At 69.0% G+C, this 19,445-nt stretch carries 18 protein-coding genes and 1 riboswitch; of the genes, 5 read left to right on the forward strand and 13 right to left on the reverse strand.

Annotated features, from left to right (window positions below; all coding sequences use genetic code 11):
- Window positions 1-90: 90 nt before the first annotated feature.
- The 5 genes from GVY41_RS13290 to metZ form a co-directional block, all read right to left on the reverse strand.
- On the reverse strand, window positions 91-1,539 hold the full coding sequence (locus tag GVY41_RS13290) for a TrkH family potassium uptake protein (protein ID WP_161347289.1): 1,449 nt from the start codon (window positions 1,537-1,539) through the stop codon (window positions 91-93).
- A 141-nt stretch (window positions 1,540-1,680) separates the two neighbouring features.
- Window positions 1,681-3,129, reverse strand: a complete 1,449-nt coding sequence (locus GVY41_RS13295; protein ID WP_161347291.1) for a TrkH family potassium uptake protein — start codon at window positions 3,127-3,129, stop codon at window positions 1,681-1,683.
- A 290-nt stretch (window positions 3,130-3,419) separates the two neighbouring features.
- Window positions 3,420-4,514 carry a GTP cyclohydrolase FolE2 gene (gene folE2, locus GVY41_RS13300; RefSeq protein ID WP_161347293.1) on the reverse strand — a complete coding sequence of 365 codons (1,095 nt, stop codon included), beginning with the start codon at window positions 4,512-4,514 and terminating at the stop codon, window positions 3,420-3,422.
- A 134-nt stretch (window positions 4,515-4,648) separates the two neighbouring features.
- Window positions 4,649-5,110 carry a GNAT family N-acetyltransferase gene (locus GVY41_RS13305; protein ID WP_161347295.1) on the reverse strand — a complete coding sequence of 154 codons (462 nt, stop codon included), beginning with the start codon at window positions 5,108-5,110 and terminating at the stop codon, window positions 4,649-4,651.
- A complete protein-coding gene (gene metZ / locus GVY41_RS13310) occupies window positions 5,110-6,285 on the reverse strand; it encodes an O-succinylhomoserine sulfhydrylase (protein ID WP_161656905.1) in 1,176 nt (391 codons plus the stop codon). The genes GVY41_RS13305 and metZ overlap by 1 nt, the downstream gene beginning before the upstream one ends.
- 51 nt (window positions 6,286-6,336) lie before the next feature.
- Window positions 6,337-6,414: riboswitch (SAM riboswitch) on the reverse strand.
- 277 nt (window positions 6,415-6,691) lie between these two features.
- Here metZ and GVY41_RS13315 point away from each other — a divergent pair.
- Together GVY41_RS13315 and GVY41_RS13320 are read left to right on the forward strand one after the other, a co-directional pair.
- On the forward strand, window positions 6,692-7,672 hold the full coding sequence (locus GVY41_RS13315) for an alpha/beta hydrolase (protein ID WP_161347297.1): 981 nt from the start codon (window positions 6,692-6,694) through the stop codon (window positions 7,670-7,672).
- Window positions 7,673-7,729: 57 nt separating this feature from the next.
- The gene (locus GVY41_RS13320; protein ID WP_161347299.1) at window positions 7,730-8,434 is read left to right on the forward strand and encodes a glutathione S-transferase N-terminal domain-containing protein; all 705 of its coding nucleotides are present in this window, start codon (window positions 7,730-7,732) and stop codon (window positions 8,432-8,434) included.
- A 6-nt stretch (window positions 8,435-8,440) separates the two neighbouring features.
- On the opposite strand, the gene phnE is transcribed toward GVY41_RS13320, so the two are convergent.
- The 5 genes from phnE to GVY41_RS13345 all read right to left on the reverse strand — a co-directional run bounded on the left by phnE (window position 8,441) and on the right by GVY41_RS13345 (window position 12,701).
- A complete protein-coding gene (gene phnE, locus GVY41_RS13325) occupies window positions 8,441-9,229 on the reverse strand; it encodes a phosphonate ABC transporter, permease protein PhnE (protein ID WP_161347301.1) in 789 nt (262 codons plus the stop codon).
- Entirely contained in the window at window positions 9,226-10,041 is an 816-nt protein-coding gene (locus tag GVY41_RS13330; protein WP_161347303.1) for a phosphonate ABC transporter ATP-binding protein, read from the reverse strand. The genes phnE and GVY41_RS13330 overlap by 4 nt, the downstream gene beginning before the upstream one ends.
- A gap of 79 nt (window positions 10,042-10,120) precedes the next feature.
- Entirely contained in the window at window positions 10,121-10,999 is an 879-nt protein-coding gene (phnD, locus tag GVY41_RS13335; RefSeq protein ID WP_161347305.1) for a phosphate/phosphite/phosphonate ABC transporter substrate-binding protein, read from the reverse strand.
- 130 nt (window positions 11,000-11,129) lie between these two features.
- On the reverse strand, window positions 11,130-11,795 hold the full coding sequence (locus GVY41_RS13340) for an inner membrane-spanning protein YciB (RefSeq protein WP_161347306.1): 666 nt from the start codon (window positions 11,793-11,795) through the stop codon (window positions 11,130-11,132).
- Window positions 11,796-11,804: 9 nt separating this feature from the next.
- Window positions 11,805-12,701: an EamA family transporter gene (locus GVY41_RS13345; protein WP_161347308.1), complete on the reverse strand. Its 897-nt coding sequence runs from the start codon at window positions 12,699-12,701 to the stop codon at window positions 11,805-11,807.
- A 69-nt stretch (window positions 12,702-12,770) separates the two neighbouring features.
- On the opposite strand from GVY41_RS13345, the gene GVY41_RS13350 reads away from it, so the two are divergent.
- Window positions 12,771-13,259: an MgtC/SapB family protein gene (locus GVY41_RS13350; RefSeq protein ID WP_161347310.1), complete on the forward strand. Its 489-nt coding sequence runs from the start codon at window positions 12,771-12,773 to the stop codon at window positions 13,257-13,259.
- A 130-nt stretch (window positions 13,260-13,389) separates the two neighbouring features.
- Here GVY41_RS13350 and ftsY read toward each other — a convergent pair whose 3' ends face one another.
- Window positions 13,390-14,418 (reverse strand): signal recognition particle-docking protein FtsY, encoded by a 1,029-nt coding sequence (gene ftsY / locus GVY41_RS13355; protein ID WP_161347312.1) that lies wholly within the window; start codon window positions 14,416-14,418, stop codon window positions 13,390-13,392.
- A 491-nt stretch (window positions 14,419-14,909) separates the two neighbouring features.
- Between ftsY and GVY41_RS13360 the strand changes: the two genes are divergently transcribed.
- Window positions 14,910-15,308, forward strand: a complete 399-nt coding sequence (locus GVY41_RS13360) for a hypothetical protein (RefSeq protein WP_161347314.1) — start codon at window positions 14,910-14,912, stop codon at window positions 15,306-15,308.
- Between the two features lies 1 nt (window position 15,309).
- On the opposite strand, the gene xseA is transcribed toward GVY41_RS13360, so the two are convergent.
- Window positions 15,310-16,947: an exodeoxyribonuclease VII large subunit gene (gene xseA / locus GVY41_RS13365; RefSeq protein ID WP_161347316.1), complete on the reverse strand. Its 1,638-nt coding sequence runs from the start codon at window positions 16,945-16,947 to the stop codon at window positions 15,310-15,312.
- An 88-nt stretch (window positions 16,948-17,035) separates the two neighbouring features.
- Between xseA and purD the strand changes: the two genes are divergently transcribed.
- Window positions 17,036-18,298, forward strand: a complete 1,263-nt coding sequence (gene purD / locus GVY41_RS13370) for a phosphoribosylamine--glycine ligase (protein WP_161347318.1) — start codon at window positions 17,036-17,038, stop codon at window positions 18,296-18,298.
- Window positions 18,299-18,487: 189 nt separating this feature from the next.
- Here purD and purU read toward each other — a convergent pair whose 3' ends face one another.
- Complete coding sequence (gene purU / locus GVY41_RS13375; RefSeq protein WP_161347320.1) at window positions 18,488-19,372, reverse strand: formyltetrahydrofolate deformylase; 885 nt, start codon at window positions 19,370-19,372, stop codon at window positions 18,488-18,490.
- Window positions 19,373-19,445 lie beyond the last annotated feature (73 nt).

A 19,445-nucleotide genomic window follows, 5' to 3' on the forward strand; every position in this document is an offset into this window, starting at 1 on the left:
GGGGGCAGCGCCTCCGGCCAGCCCCGGCCCTCGGCATGGCCTCGGGCGTTCGCGGGGGAAACGCTCCGCTGGAGCGTTTCTTATCCCCGCTCACCCCCTCCAGAACCTCGGCATCAGCAGCACGAAGACAGACAGCAGCTCCAGCCGCCCCAGGAACATCCCCAGGATCATCACCCATTTGGCGGCGGCCGGGAATCCGTCCATCGCGCCGGTGGCGCTGACCTCGGGGCCCCAGGCGGGGCCGACATTGGCGATGGAGGTCCAGGCGGCGGTGATGGCGGTCTGGCTGCTGAGGCCGGTCAGCGACAGCGCCACGATCAGCACGCCGAAGGTCACCATGAACAGCGTGAAGAACGCCATCACCGAGCTGATCACATCCTCGTCCACCACGCGGCCATCGAGCCGGACCGGCTGCACCCGGTGCGGGCTGTGCAACCGGCGGATCTGCGCCCGGATCGCCCCCAGCAGGATCAGCCAGCGGAACACCTTGATCGAGCAGACGGTCGAGGAGGAACAGCCCCCGATCAGCCCCATCAGCACCAGCACCACCAGCGCCATATGCCCCCAGGTCGTCACGTCGCCCGAGGCAAAGCCGGTGCCGGTCATCACCGAGATCACGTTGAACGCCGTCTCGCGCAGCACCGGCCAGAATGGCAGATCGTCGCGGATCAGCCGGTAGGCGACCAGCGCCGCCACCGCATAGGCGATCCATCGGATGAAGGCGCGCACCTGCACATCGCGGAAGATCGGGCTGCCCTGCCCCTGCGCCAGTTGCACATAGCGGATGAAGGGCAGCGAGGCGAGGATCATGAACACCGAGGCCACGACCTCCGCCCCATCGGGCAGCGCCCCGAAGCTGGCATCATAGGACGAGAAGCCGCCGGTGGAGACGGTGGACAGGGTATGCATCACCGCATCGAAGGGCGACAGACCCAGCAGCGCATAGGCCGAGGCGCAGGCAATGGTCAGCGCCAGATAGACGCGGATCAGTGCCGAGGAGATATCCATCGCCCGCGGCAGGATCTTGCCAAGGGTGTCGAAGCCTTCCGATCGGAAGAACTGCATCCCGCCGACCTTCATGATCGGCAAGAAGATCATCGCCACGATGACGATGCCAAGCCCGCCCAGCCATTGCATCAGCCCGCGCCAGAGGTTCGCCCCCAGCGGCAGGTCGTCCAGCCCCACGATCACCGTGGCCCCGGTGGTGGTCACCCCCGACATCGCCTCGAAATAGGCATCGGTGAACCCGAGCCCCGGCGCGCCCAGCATCAGCGGCAGCGTGCCGAACAGCGGCACCATCAGCCAGATCCCGGACGTCAGCACGAAGCTCTGATGCAGGGTCAGCGCCTGGCGCTTGTCACTGCGGCAGGCCAGCGCCAGAAAGCCGCCCGCCGCCCCGGTGATGATCGCGCTTTCCAGGAAGGCGAACCAGTGCGGATCATCCCGGCTGAGATCCACCACCATCGGGATCAGCATCACCGCCGCCAGCGTGGTGATCAACAGACCGATGATATATCCGACAGGGCGCAGGTCGATCATCCCGCAGGCTTGGCCGCAGCGCACAGGGGTGTCAAGCCGCCCTCCCCCTTCCCCATTCTTGCTGGCAAAAATATCCCGCGGGGGGAGTCCGAAGGACGGGGGGCGCGAAGCCCCCCAGCTTGGCCGGCAAGACGCGCGCCGCTACGACCGCCAGAACCGCGGCAGCACCAGCACGAACAGCGACAGCAGCCCCAGCCGGCCCATCAGCATCGCCACGATCATCACCCATTTCGCCGCATCGGGGAAATCGACGAAGGTGCCGGTCCGCGCCACCATCGGGCCAAAGCCGTAGCCGATATTGCCGATCGAGGTCCACACCCCGAACAGCGCCGATTCCATGTCGACGCCAAAGAAGGTCAGCAGCACGGTCAGCACGCCAAGCGTGACCACATAGCCGTAGATATACATCACCAGCGCGTTCAGCGTGTCCTCATCGACGCTGCGGCCGTCATACTTGACCAGCGCCACGCGGTGCGGGGCGTGCAGGCGGCGGATCTGGGCGATGACCACCTGCCCCATCAGCTGCACCCGGAACACGCTCAGCCCCGCGGCGCTGGAGCCCGAGCAGGCGCCGATGATGCCGATCCAGAAGGCGACAGCCATCATGTAGGATCCCCAGCCGGGGAAGCTGCCCGAGAAGAACCCGGTCGAGGAGATGATCGAGACGAGGTTGAACAGCGCTTCGCGGAAGGCAGGCTCCGGCGCCATGTCGCTGGTGGCGATGCGCCAGAGCGTGACCGAGCCGACGGCATAGAGGGTCCAGCGCAGATAGGCCCGAACCTGCGGATCGCGCCACAACGGGCGGGCAGAGCCGTTCACCAGCTGCACATAGCGGATATAGGGCAGGCTGCCGAGAATCATGAACAGCGCGCCGGCATACTCGCCCGCGCCCTGATATTTGCCGAAGGAGACGTCAGAGGGAGAAAATCCCCCGGTGGCGATGGTCGCCATCGCGTTGACCACGGCATCGAGCGGCGTCATCCCGACCAGCAGATAGACGGCGAGGCAGGCAAAAGTCAGCCCGGCATAGACCTGCGCCAGCGAGCGGGCGATATCGGCAGCGCGCGGCAGGATCTTGCCAAGCGTGTCGAACCCTTCGGTGCGGAAGAACTGCATGCCCCCGACCCGCATCACCGGCAGGAAGATCATGGCAAGGAAGGCGATGCCAAGTCCGCCGGTCCAGTTCAGCATCCCGCGCCACAGGTTCAGGCCGGGCGGGAAGTCGTCGAGGCCGACGAAGACGGTCGATCCGGTGGTGGTGATCCCCGAGACCGCCTCGAAATAGGCATCGGTGAAGCCGGCCCTCGGCCCGCCCAGCATGAAGGGCAGCGCGCCGAACAGCGGCAGGAAGGCCCAGATGCCGACCGTCACCAGAAAGGCCTGCCGCAGCGTTAGGCTGCGGCCAAGGGCGTTGGAATTGGTCAGGGCCAGGAACACCCCGGCGGACCCGCTGATGAAGGCGCTTTCGAGGAAGGCCCACCAGTTGGGGTTCCCGGCGAGCGCATCCACGGCCATAGGCACGGTCATCAGCGCGCCGAGCACCGCAAGCATGAGGCCGATGATATAGCCCACGGGGCGCAGGTCGAGCATGATGGCGCGAGCCTTTGCTGCAGTGCAGCCCGCTGTCAAGATGGGGACGGTGGGGGGGGGCGGTGTTGACCCGTCCGCCGGCCACGTCAACCTTGGTCTTCAACTTCCACAGTCAGAGGGTAGCGCCCGTCCGCCGGGTGGGCGAGCACCAGAAGTTCTAGGCGCTTTATGGTGCGGCGCACCTCCACCGTGGTTCTAGGCGCGACGGTCGAAAAGCGCCCGCCCTGGGGGGCGGACGGGCGCTGCCCGGCGGCGCTGAAGCGCCTTGATTCCGGGCAAAGGGACGGGAATTACCCCGGCTTGTGCAGCGAGGCGAACAGCCGCGGATCGAGGCTTTCGGCGGCGAAGGTCGCGCCTTTGGTCAGCACGCTGACGGCATCATGGCTGTGCAGCGATTCCTGATGGCTGGCGATCACCCGGAAATCCCCCACCCGCGGCTCGGCCAGCAGACCCGCGGCAAAGCTGCGCGCGGCATCTTCCACGAAGATCGGGTTGGCGGCGTTCAGTTCGGCAAAGGCCTGTTCATCCTCGCGCTTCACCATCACCTGGGTCTCGGTCGGCACGGCGGCGCGGGCGATGTCGATCAGGTCCTCGAACCACAGGCAGACGGGCCCGACCACCTCGACCGAGATCCGCGCGACCGACCTCTGCGAGTGCGGGGTGGCCAGCTGGCCGCGGGTGCTGCGGGCATGTTCCGACAGCTCCAGCGAGCAGGGACAGGTGGAGGAATAGACGTAATCGAGATGCACGATGCGCTTGCGCACCCCCGCCGTCTCCACCAGCTCCAGCGCGAGGTCGTAATACTGCCAGCCGCTGAGGCCCGAGCGCAGGGCCTGCACCCGCACCGGAAACGAGAACCGCATCTGGATGCGGGCGTCGAAGCTGCCGAGGTCGGTCTTGTAGCCATCGAGCGCGGCTTCCATCACCGCGAAGCTGAAGGTGCGCTCGGCATGGGCGTAGAAGGACCGCATGATGCGGCTCATGTTGATGCCCTTCTTGTCGGCCTCGAGGCTGACGGTGCCGGTGACGCTGGTTTCCAGCGTCAGGCCTTCCCCCCCCTCTGAGCCCGCGCCGCGTTTCTGGTAGCGGATCGGCAGGCGGAAGTTGGAGATGCCGACATGCTGGATCTGCGCCCGCGCGCCGATGATCAGGCTGGCGGGGCCGTTCTGCAGGTCGGGCAGGCCGGCCTTGTAGGCGGCGTCGGGGATGAAGCCCTCGGGATATGTGCGCGAGAGTTCGGGGTAGCCCCCGCCCGCCTGCATCAGGCGGTCATGATCCAAATCCGTATCCGTCGCGCTGCCGGCCCATCTGCGCAGCAGTGCCAGCGCGGCCTCGGCCTCTTCCCGGCTGGGCCTGCGCTCGATCTCGGAGACATGGATGTTCATGGGTCGCGTCCTTGCGGTTCCGGCGGGCGCTCAGGGCCCGCCTTCAATGTCATCAGGCTACGGGGCACAGGCCCACGCGGATCACATCTAGGCATTTTGGGCGCGTCCGGCAACTGTTCCGCCGGGGGGTGCTGTCAGAAGCGCAGGCTCATGCGGAAATTCTCGATGCGCACCCCGCCCCGCTCCACCTCCTGCGCGGCGTCGAGGGTCCAGCCGTGGCGCAGGAAGAACGGGCGCGCCATGCGGCTGGCCTCGGTGTGCAGGGCCTTCATCGGGCGGGCCCGCGCCTCGTCCAGCACCGCCGCCAGCAGCGCATCGGCGAGGCCGCGGCCACGCCAGTCGGGCGCGACGAAGGCGAGGTCGAGGAGGCCATCGGCGGCGAGGGACATGAAGCCGCAGGGGACGCCCTCCTCCTCGGCGACCACGGTCCAGAGGTCCGCAAGGCGCTCGTCCCAGTCCTCGGCGGTGGGGCGCATCGGGGCCCAGGCCCGCAGCGCCTCGGCGGGGTATTTCGGCGCGGCACCGATGCGGACCGCGTCGAAGAATATCCCGGCCAGCGCCCCGGCATCTTGCGGCCGATAGGGGCGCAGGTGCATCAGGCGGCGTCCAGCGCCCGCATCACATCGGCGATCAGGTCGCGGCCATCCTCGATACCGAGCGACAGCCGGATCAGGCCGGGAGTGATGCCGAGCAGCGCCTTCTGATCCTCGGGCAGGCGCTGATGGGTCGTGGTCGCGGGATGGGTGGCGATGGATTTCGCATCGCCAAGGTTGTTGGAGATCTTGATGATCTCCAGCGCGTTGAGGAAGCGGAAGGCCGCCCCCTGCCCGCCCGCCAGATCGAAGGTGACGATGGTGCCGCCAGAGCCCATCTGCGCCATCGCGGTGGCGTGCTGGGGATGGCCGGGCAGGCCGGGGAAGATGACCTGCGCGAGCTTCGGGTGCCCCACCAGCGCCTCGGCCAGTGCCTGCGCATTGGCGGCCTGGGCGCGCACCCGCAGGTCCAGCGTCTGCATCCCCGACAGCATGATCCAGGCGTTGAACGGGCTCATCGCCGCGCCGGTATGCTTGAGATAGGGTTCCGCCACGCCGCGCACGAAGTCGCGGGTGCCGCAGATCACGCCGCCAAGGGCACGGCCGCCGCCGTCGATATGCTTGGTCGCCGAATAGACCACCACATCGGCGCCAAGCGCCACGGCTTGCGAGAAGACCGGGGTGGCGAAGACGTTGTCCACGACGACCAGCGCGCCTTGGGCATGGGCAATCCCGGCCACGGCGGCGATGTCGATCACCTCCAGCGTCGGGTTCGACACCGATTCCAGGAACACGGCCTTGGTGCCGGCGCGCACGGCGCTGCGCCAGGCATCGAGGTCCAGCCCGTCGATCAGCGTGACCTCGACCCCGAATTTCGCCAGCAGTTCCAGCACGTAGAGGCACGACCCGAAGAGCGCGCGGGCCGAGACCACATGATCGCCGGGGCGCAGGAACGAGAACAGCGCGCCATTGACCGCCGCCATGCCGCTGGCGGTGGCAAAGGCATCCTCGGTGCCCTCGATCGCGGCGATGCGCTCCTCGAACATCCGGGTGGTCGGGTTGCCGTAGCGGGCATAGATGAACTCATCATCGCCGCAGTCAACGAACCGCGCCTCGGCCTGTTCGGCGCTGTCATAGGCGAAGCCCTGGGTCAGGAACATCGCCTCGGCCATCTCGCCATACTGGCTGCGGCGGGTGCCGGTGTGGACGAGCTTGGTGCGGGTGTTCCAGTCGGTCATCAGCCGATCCTCCGGCAAGGAAAAACCCCCGACCCGTCAAGGGGGCGGGGGCGCGGGAGGCCTCCGTCCACTTTAGCGGATTGTTTAACGTGGCCCGCAATCGGGGGACAAATCGCCACGGTCGTTTGCCGGAGTTACCGCGCGTGGGGGGCCGCGTCAAGGGTGGGCCAAGCCGGGGGCCAGCCCCCCAGCCCACCGCCCCCGGCGGTGGGCGTTCGTCGCGGAAACGCTCCACTGGAGCGTTTCCTGATGCTCCTCACCCCGGGATATTTTGGCCAGCAAGAAGGGGAAAGGGGCGCGCTTCGGAAGGAGGGCCCGGCGCGCCGTCACGGTGCTGTAACGCAGCATTCACTCAGGTGTCGCAGGCTGGGGCTACACGGATACCAGATCTTGTGGAGGCTGCGGCATGGCCCTCGTCCAGGTGAATGTGCACGAGGCGCTGATCGTCCCAGCGGACGCCGCTGCCGGCCCGGTCGAGGCGCAGCTTGCCGCAGCCCTGGCCGCCCTGCGCCCCGGCGCCCCGGTGGTGGTGATGGTCCACGGCTTCCGGTTTTCTCCCTCTGTCGACCGGCACAGCCCGCACCGGCACATCCTGTCGCTCGACCCCTCGCCCGATTTCGGCAAGGCGGTATCCTGGCCGCGGCATCTGGGCTTTGGCCGGGGCGAGCCATCGGAGGGGCTGGCGATCGCCCTTGGCTGGGAGGCGCGCGGCACGCTCTGGCGGGCCTGGCAGGCGGCGCCGCGGGCGGGGGCCGGGCTGGCGGCGCTGGTGGCGCTGATCCGGCGGCTGGACCCGGGGCGGCCGGTCGATCTGGTTGCGCATTCGCTGGGAGCGCGGGTGGTGCTGGCGGCGCTGCCGCTGCTGAACGCCGGCGACATTGGCCGGGCGGTGCTGCTGGCGGCGGCGGAATTGCAGGCCACGGCGGCGGCGGCGATGGACAGCCCTGCCGGGCGTGCCGCCGAGGTGATGAACGTCACCACGCGCGAGAATGACGTCTTCGATTTCGGGCTGGAGCTGCTGGTGGCGGGCGGGGTGCGGCGAGGCCTTGGCCACGGGTTGCCGCAGCCGCGCGCCAACTGGGTCGACCTGCAGCTGGACCATGAGGGCGCGCCCGAGGCGCTGGCGGGGCTTGGCTTCCGCATCACCGGCCCCGGCGCCTATATCTGCCATTGGAGCGCCTATCGGCGGCCCGGCGTGTTCGCGCTGTATCGCGCCTTCCTGTTCGACCGGGCGGCGACGACCCCTGCCCGCCTGCGCGCAGCGCTGGCGCTGCCGCTGGCCCCGCGCTGGTCGCGGCTGCTGCCGCGCCGCCGGGGGCTTGGGTTGCCGTTTGCGGGTCTGCGCGTGCCGCGGCTCCGGTTGCCCTGGCTCTGGCCGCAGGCCTGACCTTGCCTCCGGCGCGAAATGCGCCATCCTGTGCCGCGCGCAACAGGAGAGATGCCCATGACCGCCCCCATCGACCTTTACTACTGGCCCACCCCCAACGGCTGGAAGATCAGCATCGCGCTGGAGGAGATGGGCCTGCCCTATGCGGTGCATCTGGTGAATATCGGCAAGGGAGAGCAGTTCACGCCGGACTTCCTGAAGATCGCGCCGAACAACCGGATGCCCGCCATCGTGGACCCGGAGGGGCCGGACGGCACGCCGGTGTCCATCTTCGAATCGGGGGCGATCCTGCAATACCTCGCCCGCAAGACCGGGCAGTTCTGCGGGCCTTCCGAGCGCGACCGGATCGCGGTGGACCAATGGCTGATGTGGCAGATGGGGGGCCTTGGCCCGATGGCCGGGCAGGCGCATCATTTCCTGAAATACGCCCCGGCGATGGATCCGCCGAATGACCTGCCCTATGCCAAGGACCGCTACCGGGCCGAGGTGGCGCGGCTTTATGGCGTGCTCGACCGGCAGCTGGCGAAGGCTGAGTTCGTGGCCGGGGAGTTCCTGTCGATTGCCGATTTCGCGATCTGGCCCTGGGCGGTGCTGTGGGAGGGGCAGCAGCAGAGCCTGGAGGACAAGCCGAACCTGGCCCGCTGGCTGGACCAGTTGGCCGCACGCCCCGGGTTCCAGCGCGGGCGGGCCGTGGCCGCCGAGCAGCGGAACGACATCGCGGCCGACAAGACGGCGCAGTCGGTGCTGTTCAAGCGGGAGTGAGGCTCCTCAGATGATCCGCTTGCGGATCGACGAGGACAGGTGCTCGAACCCGATCACCGCGACCAGCACCACGAGGATGATCGCCGCCGCCTGGTCGTATTGGAACAGGCGCATCGCGGTGGACAGTTCCACCCCGATGCCCCCCGCGCCGACGAGGCCGAGCGTCACTGCCGAGCGGATCGCCTTTTCCACCGAATAGAGCGAGGTGGCGGTCATCGAGGCGAAGCTTTCAGGCAGGATCGCGCCGGCGATCACCGAGAGCCGCCCGGCCCCGGTCGAGGTCAGCGCCTCGGACGGGCCCTTCTGCACCTCTTCGAAGCGTTCCGAATAGAAGCGCGCGGCAAAGCCGATGGTGTCGAGGATGATGGCGAGGATACCGGCCAGCGGACCGAGCCCCACCGCCACCACGAAGATCAGCGCCCAGATCAGGTCGGGGATGGTACGGGCGATGGCGATCAGCTGCCGGGCGATCACCCGCACCACGGCATTGGGCGAGGTGTTGCGCGCAGCCAGCAGCGCCAGCGGCACCGACAGCAGGCAGCCGAAGGTCACGCCGACGATGGCGATGTTCATCGTCTCGAGCATTGCCCAGCCGATCGTCTCCCAGCGGGCGAAGTCGGGCGGGATCGCCAGCGACACGAAGCGCACGAGGTTGGTGGCGCCGCGGATCAGCCGGTCGAGCGAGACATCGGCGCCGTAGAGGCCCTGGATGAAGAAGGCGGCGAAGCCGACCATCAGCACCCAGGCGAGGGCCGAGGGCGCCCGGAAACGGGGGGGAAGATCGGGGCGGCTCATGCGGCAACTCCTTCGGGGGCGGCATCGACCCGGGCGGCGCCGGTGTAGAGCGCGTCAAGCTCGGCACGCTCTACCGAGCCGGTGGCGGCGTCGAGCACGATCCGCCCCGCCTTCATCCCGATCAGGCGGCGGCCATATTCCTCTGCGAGGTCAAGCTGGTGGAGGGTGCAGAGCAGGCTCAGCCCCTCTTCCTCGACGATGCGCCACAGCAGGTCCAGAACCTCGCGCCCCGCCTTGGGGTCAAGGCTGGCGATGGGCTCGTCGGCAATCACCACGCGGGGGGCCTGCATCAGCATCCGCGCGATGGCGACGCGCTGCTGCTGGCCGCCGGACAGTTCCGCCGGGCGATGGGTGGCGCGGTCGGCAAGGCCGACGCGGTCGAGGCAGGCCATGGCCCGCTCGCGGTCCTCGGCGCGGGCAAAGGCGTTCATCACCCCCAGCACCCCCAGCGGCCGCTGGCCCATCGCGCCGAACAGCACGTTCTGATGCGCCGAAAGCTGCGGCACCAGATTGAACTGCTGGAACACATAGCCCATCTGCCGACGGGCGGCGCGCACGGCACGCAGCGGGGCACCGACGATGGCCTGCCCCTCTACCCAGATCTGGCCCGAGGCGACCGGCGCAAGCCCGTTCAGCGCCCGCATCAGCGTGGACTTGCCGCAGCCATTGGCCCCCAGCAGCACAGCGCCCTCGCCCTTGGCCAGATCGAAGGACACGCCGCGCAGGACCTTGAGGTCGCCGAAGCTGACATGCAGGTCCTGCGCGCGCAGCGCGGGACCCGGGCGGGCCGGGTCGGCGAAGGTCTGGGGCATGGGCGGGGCCTTCCTGTTCAATGACGGCGCCGCCCCCGGTTGTCAGGGGCGGCGCCAGCAGCAGTTTGCCTTGCGGCGATCAGTCGTCCAGCGCGATGCCGGCCACTTCATAGGCGTCGCGCACCATGTCATAGACCGCCGGGTCGGTTTCGAAGGACATGTAGCTGTCATCCTCGAGGAACTTCTCGGCGTTGTTCGGGGTCTCGGTCAGCGCGGCCCAGAGCGCATCGGAGTTCTCGGCCAGCGCCGCGCGCAGCGCATCGCGGCAGTCCTGCGGCAGCGAGGCGCGCATCACCACCGGGTCGCCCGGCAGACGGCCGCTTTCGGCCAGCAGGCGGTATTCGGTACCCGGGTCCTGCTCCAGCACCGCGGCATAGTCCTTGTTGCCGCCGCCCATCGCATCGACATCGCCGTTGATCAGCACCTGGATGCGGGCATCGCCGGCCATGACGATCTCGACATCCTTGTCGATGTCGAGGCCCGCGTCCTTCATCATTTTCATCGGGAAGATATGGCCCGAGGTGGAGCCCACGTCCTTGAGCGCGACCTTGTGGCCTTTCAGATCGGCCATCGTCATGATGTCGCTGTCGGCCTTGACCACGAAGGAGGAGCCGTAGCTGGGACGCTCGATCGAGAACAGCACGTCGAGCGGGGCAAGCTGCTGGAACAGCACGAATTCGGACGGGCCCGAGAAGACGAAGTCAACTTCGTCGAACTGCAGCGCCGTGCCGGCCGCGGTGCGGTTCGACAGCGAGTAGAGCGCGAGTTCGACGCCGGTGATCTCTTCGAACTTGGCGGCGAAGGGCGCGAAGGATTCTTCGAGCACGCCCATGCCCTCGATGCCGGTATCGGCCATCTTCAGCGGCGCCGGGCAGAGATCGGCAACCGATTGCGCCGAAACGGCGCCGGCGGCGAGCGCGAGGCCCGAGGTAAGGGCGATGGTCTGGATGATCCGCATGATGTCCTCCTGAAGGTTCAAGAGGCGGGTAGCGGCTTCATGTAACAGGGGCATGACCTTGGCAGCGCTTTGCTGTCGGTGCCCGATGCCGCATCGCTGAAATCCAGCAAGCCGCGTCGGCTGCGCGCCTTCAGCCCTCATCGCCCTCCTGTGGCAGCGCGTGCTTCTGCATCAGCTTGCTCTGCGCCATGAAGAAGCCGAACATCGCCAGCGTCAGCCCGAAGGTCTTGAAGTTGACCCAGGCCTGATCGGACATGGTGCGCCAGACCGCCTCGTTCGCAATCGCCAGCGCCAGGAAGAACAGCGCCAGCCGCCGGGTCAGGATCAGCCAGCCGGCGGGCGTCAGCGGCATCACCTCCTCCATCACCAGCGCGAGGTAGGATTTGCCGCGCATGAGGCCAAAGCCGAGGATGGCGGCGAACAGGATGTAGATCATCGTCGGCTTCATCTTGAAGAAGCGGTCATCGTTCAACCAGACCGAGAGCCCGCCGAACAGCACCACCAGCACCAGCGTCGCCACCTGCATCGGCGCGAGCCGCCCGGTCAGGCGCCACAGGATGCCGGTGCAGATCACCATCAGCACGATGAAGCCGGCGGTGGCCAGGATGAAGCCGCCATATTCGGTCCCGCCAACGGTGAAGGTCGTATCCTCCAGCCGCCCGAAGGCCACGAAGAAGGCGACCACCGGCCCCAGTTCCAGCCCCAGCTTCAGCCAGGGGCTGATCTTGCGGCCCTTGGGCTGCGCGCCCTGCAGCTCTGCCGCGGCGCGTCCGCCTACGATTTCCTCATCGGTCATCCTGCTCTCCTAGCCTGCCAGTTTCACGATCACCGCGCCCGCCGCGATCAGCGCCATCAGGCCTGCGCGCCGCATCCCCACCACCTCACCCAGCACCAGCCAGCCGATCAGCGCCGCGAAGACCGTCGATGTCTCTCGCAATACCGCCGCCTCGCCCACCTTGTCGAGCCGCGTGGCCAGCATGATCGAGCCAAAGCTGAGATAGGCCACCACGGCGCCGAGTGCACCCCGTTTCACCAGCGCGGCGCGATCCGCGGCGGGAAGCCGCCCGATCCTGCGCGCAAAGACCAGCGGCAGCGCCAGCCCGTCGATCAGGAAGAACCACACCAGGAAGGTGAACGGGTCGGCGCTGGCACGGATGCCATAGGCGTCATAGGTGGTGTAGAGCGCGACGAAGCCGCCCGTCGCCACCGCGAGGCCAAGCGCCGGAACCAGCGTGTCACGGTCGACGGTGATGGTGCGCAGGTTGTAGGCGGCCAGGCCGAAGATCCCGGCCAGCAGCACGCCCACCCCCGCCCATTGCCCGGGCGTGAAATGCTCGCCGAAGATCAGTCCGGCGCCGATCACCGCGAACAGCGGGCCGGTGCCGCGCACCACCGGATAGACGACGGTATAGGCGCCGCGGCTGTAGGTCATCGCCTGCAGGATCTTGTAGAGGATGTGGATCACCCAGGCCCCGGCGAAGATCGGCCACATATGCGGCTCGGGCCAGGGCACCAGCGGGATCATGGCGAGGGCGTAGAGCACGACGAAGCTGTCGATGGCGGCGCGGCTGACCCAGGGGTCGTGGCGGCCCTTCTGCAGCGCGCCGAAGACGGCGTGCAGGACGGCAGCGGCCAGCGCGAGGATCAGGGCTGCCTGAGCGCCCGCGGGAGTGCCTTCGAGCGAGAGGATCCAGTTGCTCATCCTGCGCCGCCCTTGCGGGCGGGAACAGCCGCAGCCGCGCCGCGTTTTCCCGGCGCGAAAGGAGGCGCGATGACCGGGATCTGGAACGGGTTTGCCACGGAACTGACCGGGTCCTTCACCGCGACCGCACCCGGCATCGCGGCGCTGCGGCTGGTCGCCGCCCTGCTGCTGGGGGGGCTGATCGGGCTCGACCGCGAGATGCACGGCAAGGCGGCGGGGCTGCGCACCCATATGCTGATCGCCGTCGCGGCCTGCCTGTTCTCGCTGATCGCGCTGGAGCTGATCGCGCTGCCGACCGCGGCACCGGGCGAGCAGCGCACCGACATCCTGCGCCTGATCGAGGCGGTGACGGCGGGGGTGGCGTTCCTGGCCGCCGGGTCGATCATCGTGTCGGGCGGGCATGTGAAGGGGCTGACCACCGGCGCCGGAATGTGGATGGCCGGCGCGGTGGGGCTGGCCTGCGGCACCGGCCATGCCGGGCTTGCGGTGATGGCGAGCGTGCTGGCGGTGGTGGTGCTGTGGCTGTTCAAGCGGCTGTCGGACAGGATCGGAGGCTGAGGCGCGGGGCTCTGGCCGGCGGGGGCTTTGCGCCCCCGCACCCCCGCAGGATATTTGGAAAAGGCAAAGGGCGAAGCAGGGGACGCGCCTTGGCGCGCGACGGGCCCAGGGGGCGCGCAGGCCATTCGCGTCAGAGGCCGACCAGTGCCCGGGCGAACTCGTCGGGATCGAAGGGCTGCAGGTCGTCGATCTGTTCGCCCACCCCGATGGCATGGATCGGCAGGCCGAACTTGTCGGCCAGCGCCACCAGCACCCCGCCCTTGGCGGTGCCGTCGAGCTTGGTCATCACCAGCCCCGACACGTCCGCCAGCTTGCGGAACACCTCGACCTGCAGCAGCGCGTTCTGGCCGGTGGTGGCGTCGAGCACCAGAAGGGTGTTGTGCGGCGCCTCGGGGTCCTTCTTGCGGATGACCCGGACGATCTTGGCCAGCTCCTCCATCAGGTCGGCGCGGTTCTGCAGCCGGCCCGCAGTGTCGATCATCAGAAGGTCGGCGCCGGTTTCCTGCGCCTTGGTCATCGCGTCGAAGGCAAGGCTGGCGGGGTCCGATCCCTCGGGCGCGGTCAGCACCGGCACGCCGGCCCGGTCGCCCCAGACCTGCAACTGCTCCACCGCCGCGGCGCGGAAGGTGTCCCCGGCCGCGATCACCACCGATTTGCCGGCAGCACGGAACTGGCTGGCCAGCTTGCCGATGGTGGTGGTCTTGCCCGACCCGTTGACGCCGACGATCAGCACAACCTGCGGGCGCTTGGCATAGATCGGCAGCGGGCGGGCCACCGGCTCCATGATCCGGGCGATCTCGGCGGCGAGCGCGGTCTTGATCTCGGGGGTCGACATGCGGCGGCCCATCCGCCCCTCGGCAAGGTTGGCGGTGACGCGCAGCGCGGTCTCGACGCCCATGTCGGAGGCGATCAGCAATTCCTCGAGGCTTTCGAGCATGGCATCGTCGAGGACCCGGCGCGGGGCCTCGGTCGCGGCGGCGGCGGTTTCGCGCGTGAAGATCCGGCCGATCAGGCTGGGGGTGGGTGCAGGCGCCGGTGCGGGGGCGGCCTTCGGCGCCCCTGCTTCGGGCGCCCCCTCCTCCACGATCGCATCCAGCCCCTCGCCCAGTTTCGAGGAGGAGCGCGTAAGCCGGTCCCTGAGCTTGTTGAAGAACGACATCGGCGCCCCCGGGGTCTGGAGAGAAAGGTTGCTGTCCCTCACCTAGTCGCTTCGGGCCGAGGATGGAAGGGAGGGTGGCGTGGGATGTCTGTCTGCACGCTCGCTCGGCGGGACGAGGGGGCGCTCCTGCGGTCGCCTGCCATGGCGAAGGCCATCGCCTTCGCCACACCCTGTCATCACATCTTGCACCGGTCGGGCCCCCAAAGGGCCCGGCCAGCGCCCGCCCCGCCCATGTCGGGCGCTGTCCTCATACGGTCTCGTGTTGCCGCAGGCTCCGGGGGCATGTGTCTCGAACGGGCGGGGCGAGGCAGTGCCTCGCCTTTTTCCGCCCGACTGACCCGACAGCACTTCGAGGATGCCCTGAGGATGTCGGGCGTGCGGCAGAGTTCACCTGCAAAGGCCGCCCCCACTGACAGCTCTGTGACCCCTCGGCACTGGCGAAGCGCGGCGGCATCTGGCAGGCTCGCGCCAGATGCCGCAGGAGTCTGCCCATGTTCCGCCTCGCCGCCCTTACCGCACTCCTCGCCACCGCGGCCAGCGCCGATCCCGGCACGCCGCTGACGGCCGAGGAGTTCGATGCCCTGTCGCGCGGGCGCACGCTGACCTATGCGGCGGGCGGGCAGATCTACGGGATCGAGCAGTATCTGCCGGGCCGCAAGGTGCGGTGGGCGTTCCTGGGCGATATCTGCAAGGAGGGCACGTGGTTCCCCGATGGCGAGCATATCTGCTTTGCCTATGACGGGCTGCCCGACCTGCAATGCTGGACCTTCTATGACACGCCCGGGGGCCTCAGCGCGCAGTTCCGCGGCGACCCGGCCAGCGAGCCGCTGGTGGCGGTCGAGGACAGCCCCGAGCCGCTTGGCTGCGCCGGGCCGGATGTGGGCGTGTAGGCTAGAAGAGCGAGCCCTGGCCACCGTTGCTGCCACCGCCACCGCCCCGCGGTTTGCGTGGCCTGGGCGTCGGCGCCTCGGGCTGCGGGACTATTGGCATAGGCGCCGGCTGTGACGCGCCGGGGCCGGACTGCACCGGCAACCGCCCATCCTGAAACTCGATCTCCAGCGCCCCTGCCCCCGCTGCCGCCGCGCGGCTGGTGACGACGCCGGCCCCCGCCCATACCACGGCGTAGCCCCGGCGCAGGGTTTCCGTATATCCCAGAGTCAGTCGCATCCGGTCCAGCGCCGCCAACCGCTCGCCCGCCGCCTGCACCCGTGCGCCGACGGCGCCGTCCAGCCGCGCCGAGAGCCCGGCAAGGGCCTGCGCCTTGCGCGCCGTATCCCGCTGCGCCTCGGCCGCGGCCCGCGCCAGCGCCGGGGCGAGCCGGCCGGACCAGTCGGCCAGCCGCTGACGCGCCCGCTCCTGCCGCAGGCCGAGCGCGGGGGCGAGGCGGGCGGACCAGTCCGCAAGACGCCACCGCGCGGCCGCGATGAAGCCGGTCAGCAACCCCGGCCCGACCTTGCCCGCCAGCCGCTCGAACCCCGCGCGCCGGGCCGCGGTGGCCCCGCGCAGCGCCGGGTCGAGCTGACCGCCGACCAGGTCCAGCCGCTGCCGCGCCGGGGCCAGCAGCGCCTCGGGGCGGCCAAGCGCGCGGGCAAGGTCGGTCAGCCGCTGCCGCCGGGTCTGCCCGCGCTGCAGCACGGCCCGGTGCAGGCGCGCGCCCTGCTCGGCCATCAGCGCCATCAGGTCGGCTCGCACCGGCACCGCCAGCTCTGCCGCGGCGGTGGGCGTCGGCGCGCGCAGGTCGGCGGCGAAGTCGATCAGGGTGGTGTCGGTCTCGTGCCCCACGGCCGAGATCAGCGGGATCGTGGAGGCCGCAGCGGCGCGCACCACCACTTCCTCGTTGAAGCCCCACAGGTCCTCGAGACTGCCGCCCCCCCGCGCCACGATGATCAGGTCGGGCCGCGGGATCGCGCCGCCGAGGGTGAGCGCGTTGAAACCGCGGATGGCGGCGGCGACCTCGGCGGCGCATTTCTCACCCTGCACCGCCACCGGCCAGATCAGCACCCGGCGCGGAAAGCGGTCGCGGAGGCGATGCAGGATATCGCGGATCACGGCGCCGGAGGGCGAGGTGACGACGCCGATCGCCTGGGGCAGGAACGGGATGGGCTGCTTGCGGGCGGCATCGAACAGCCCCTCGGCCGCCAGCGCGGCGCGGCGCCGCTCCAGCATCGCCATCAGCGCGCCGGCACCCGCGGGTTCCACCTGTTCCACGATCAGCTGGTATTTCGACTGGCCGGGGAAGGTGGTCAGGCGTCCGGTGGCAATGACCTCCATCCCCTCCTCGGGGCGCACGGCCATCTTCGCCGCCTGGCCTTTCCACGAGATGGCGGCGATGACCGATCGGTCATCCTTGAGGTCGAAGTAAAGGTGCCCCGATGCCGGGCGCGACACCCGCCCCACCTCGCCGCGGACCCGCACCAGCCCGAATTCGCCCTCGATCACCCGCTTCACCGCGCCCGACAGCTCGGACACGCTGTATTCATGGGCGTTGCCGCCCGTATCCGGGCCGTCATCTTCGAAAAGGTCATCCATCGGCGCGCCCCGAGACTTGTGCGAGTTTCCCCCGCACCCTAGAACGCCCGGGACCGAAGGCCAAGGCGGCCGGAACATGGGGGCGGCAATGAACATTCTGGTTCTGGGCGGCGGCGGGCGCGAACATGCGCTGGCCTGGGCGATCAAGCAGAACCCGAAATGCGACCGGCTGATCGTGGCGCCCGGCAATGCCGGGATCGCGCAGCTGGCCGAATGCGCGGCACTCGATGTGCTGGACGGCGCGGCGGTGGTGGCGTTCTGCGAGGCGAATGCGGTGGATTTCGTGGTGATCGGGCCCGAGGCGCCGCTGGCGGCCGGCATTGCCGATGGGCTGGCGGCTGCGGGGATCCTGGCCTTCGGCCCGTCGGCGGCGGCGGCACGGCTGGAAGCGTCGAAAGCCTTCACCAAGGAGATCTGCGATGCCTGCGGCGCGCCGACGGCCGCCTATGCCAGGTTCACGCAAGCCGAGCCGGCCAAGGACTATATCCGCCAAGTCGGCGCGCCGATCGTGGTCAAGGCCGACGGCCTCGCCGCCGGCAAGGGCGTGATCGTGGCGATGACCGAGGCCGAGGCGCTGGAGGGCATCGACGAGATCTTCGGCGGCGCTTTCGGCGCGGCGGGGGCCGAGGTGGTGATCGAGGAATTCATGACCGGCGAGGAGGCAAGCTTCTTCGTGCTCTGCGACGGGCAGACGGTGCTGCCCATCGGATCCGCGCAGGACCACAAGCGGGCGTATGACGGCGATACCGGCCCCAATACCGGCGGCATGGGCGCCTACTCGCCCGCCCCGGCGCTGACCGAAGCGATTGCCGAAGCGGCGCTTGCGCAGATCGTTCGCCCGACCATCGCCGAAATGGCCCGCCGCGGCACCCCGTTCAAGGGCGTGCTCTATGCCGGGCTGATGATCGAGAATGGCGCGGCGCGGCTGGTCGAATACAATGTCCGCTTCGGCGACCCAGAATGCCAGGTGCTGATGATGCGCCTTGGCGCGCAGGTGCTGGACCTGCTGCTGGCCTGCGCCGAGGAGCGGCTTGCGGGCCTGACCGTGACCTGGGCCGAGGATCATGCGCTGAGCGTGGTGATGGCGACGAACGGCTATCCCGGGGACTATGCCAGGGGCAGCCAGATCCGCGGGCTGGAGGAGCTGCCGGAGACGAGCCTCGAGATGGTGTTCCACGCCGGCACTGCCGAACGTGAAGGCAGCATTATCGCCTCCGGCGGCCGCGTGCTGAACGTCACTGCGCGCGGGACGAGCCTCGCCGAGGCCCGTCAGCGCGCCTATGGGCTGGTGGACCGCATCGACTGGCCCGGCGGTTTTTGTCGGCGCGATATCGGCTGGCGCGCGCTGTAGCCCCGGGGCGCAGGGGGGCTTCGCGCCCCCCGTCCTGCGGACTGGCGTCCTTCGGACTCCCCCCGCGGGATATTTGGAAAAGGCAAAGGACAAGAGGCGCCCCTGCCCCTTTGCCTTTTCCAAATATCCTCGGGGGTGAATTGGCGCGGAACGCGCCAAGAGGGGGCAGAAGGCCCCCTCCCTGTGTCCCTACCCCATCCGCTCCGAGGCATAGCTGCCGGGGGATGCCGGAAACACCACGGTCTTGTTGCCGTTCAGGAAGACGCGGTGGTGGATATGGGCGTGGATGGCGCGGCTGAGCACCGCCGCCTCCACGTCGCGGCCGAGGCTGACATAGTCCTCGGGGCTTTGGGCATGGGTGATGCGGACGGTGTCCTGCTCGATGATCGGGCCTTCGTCGAGGTCGGCGGTGACGTAATGCGCCGTCGCCCCGATCAGCTTCACGCCGCGGGTGAAGGCCTGCTTGTAGGGGTTGGCGCCCTTGAAGCTGGGCAGGAACGAGTGATGGATGTTGATGATCCGCCCCGCCATCTTGCGGCAGAGCGCATCCGACAGGACCTGCATGTAGCGGGCGAGGACCACCAGTTCGGCGCCGGTTTCCTCCACCAGCGAGAGCAGCCGCGCCTCGGCCTCGGGCTTGTTCTCTTTCGTCACCTTGATCAGGTGGAAGGGGATGTCGTGGTTCACGACCACCTTCTGGTAGGTCAGGTGGTTGGACACCACCCCCACGATCTCGATCGGCAGCGCCCCGATGCGCCAGCGGTAGAGGAGATCGTTGAGGCAATGGCCGAAGTTGGAGACCATCAGCAGCACCTTGACCCGGTGCGCGGCGTCGTGGATCGCCCAGGTCATCCCGAAGGGCTCGGCGATGGCGGCGAAGGCCTCGGTCAGGGCGGGGAGGGTGGCGCCGGTCTCGCTGGTGAAGGTGGTGCGGGTGAAGAACTGGCCGGTCTCCAGATCGTCGAACTGGGCGCTGTCAGTGATATTGCAGCCCTTGTCGGCCAGAAAGCCCGAGATCGCGGCGACGATGCCGCGGCGCGAGGGGCAGGTGACGGTCAGAACATAGGCGGTCATTCTTGGGTATCCTTCGCGCGGGGGTCTTGAGGCTGACCTGCACAATGCGCGGCGGCGGCAGCGGCGCCAGCCC

It is taken from the genome of Frigidibacter albus (assembly GCF_009908165.1).
GTDB lineage: Bacteria > Pseudomonadota > Alphaproteobacteria > Rhodobacterales > Rhodobacteraceae > Frigidibacter > Frigidibacter albus.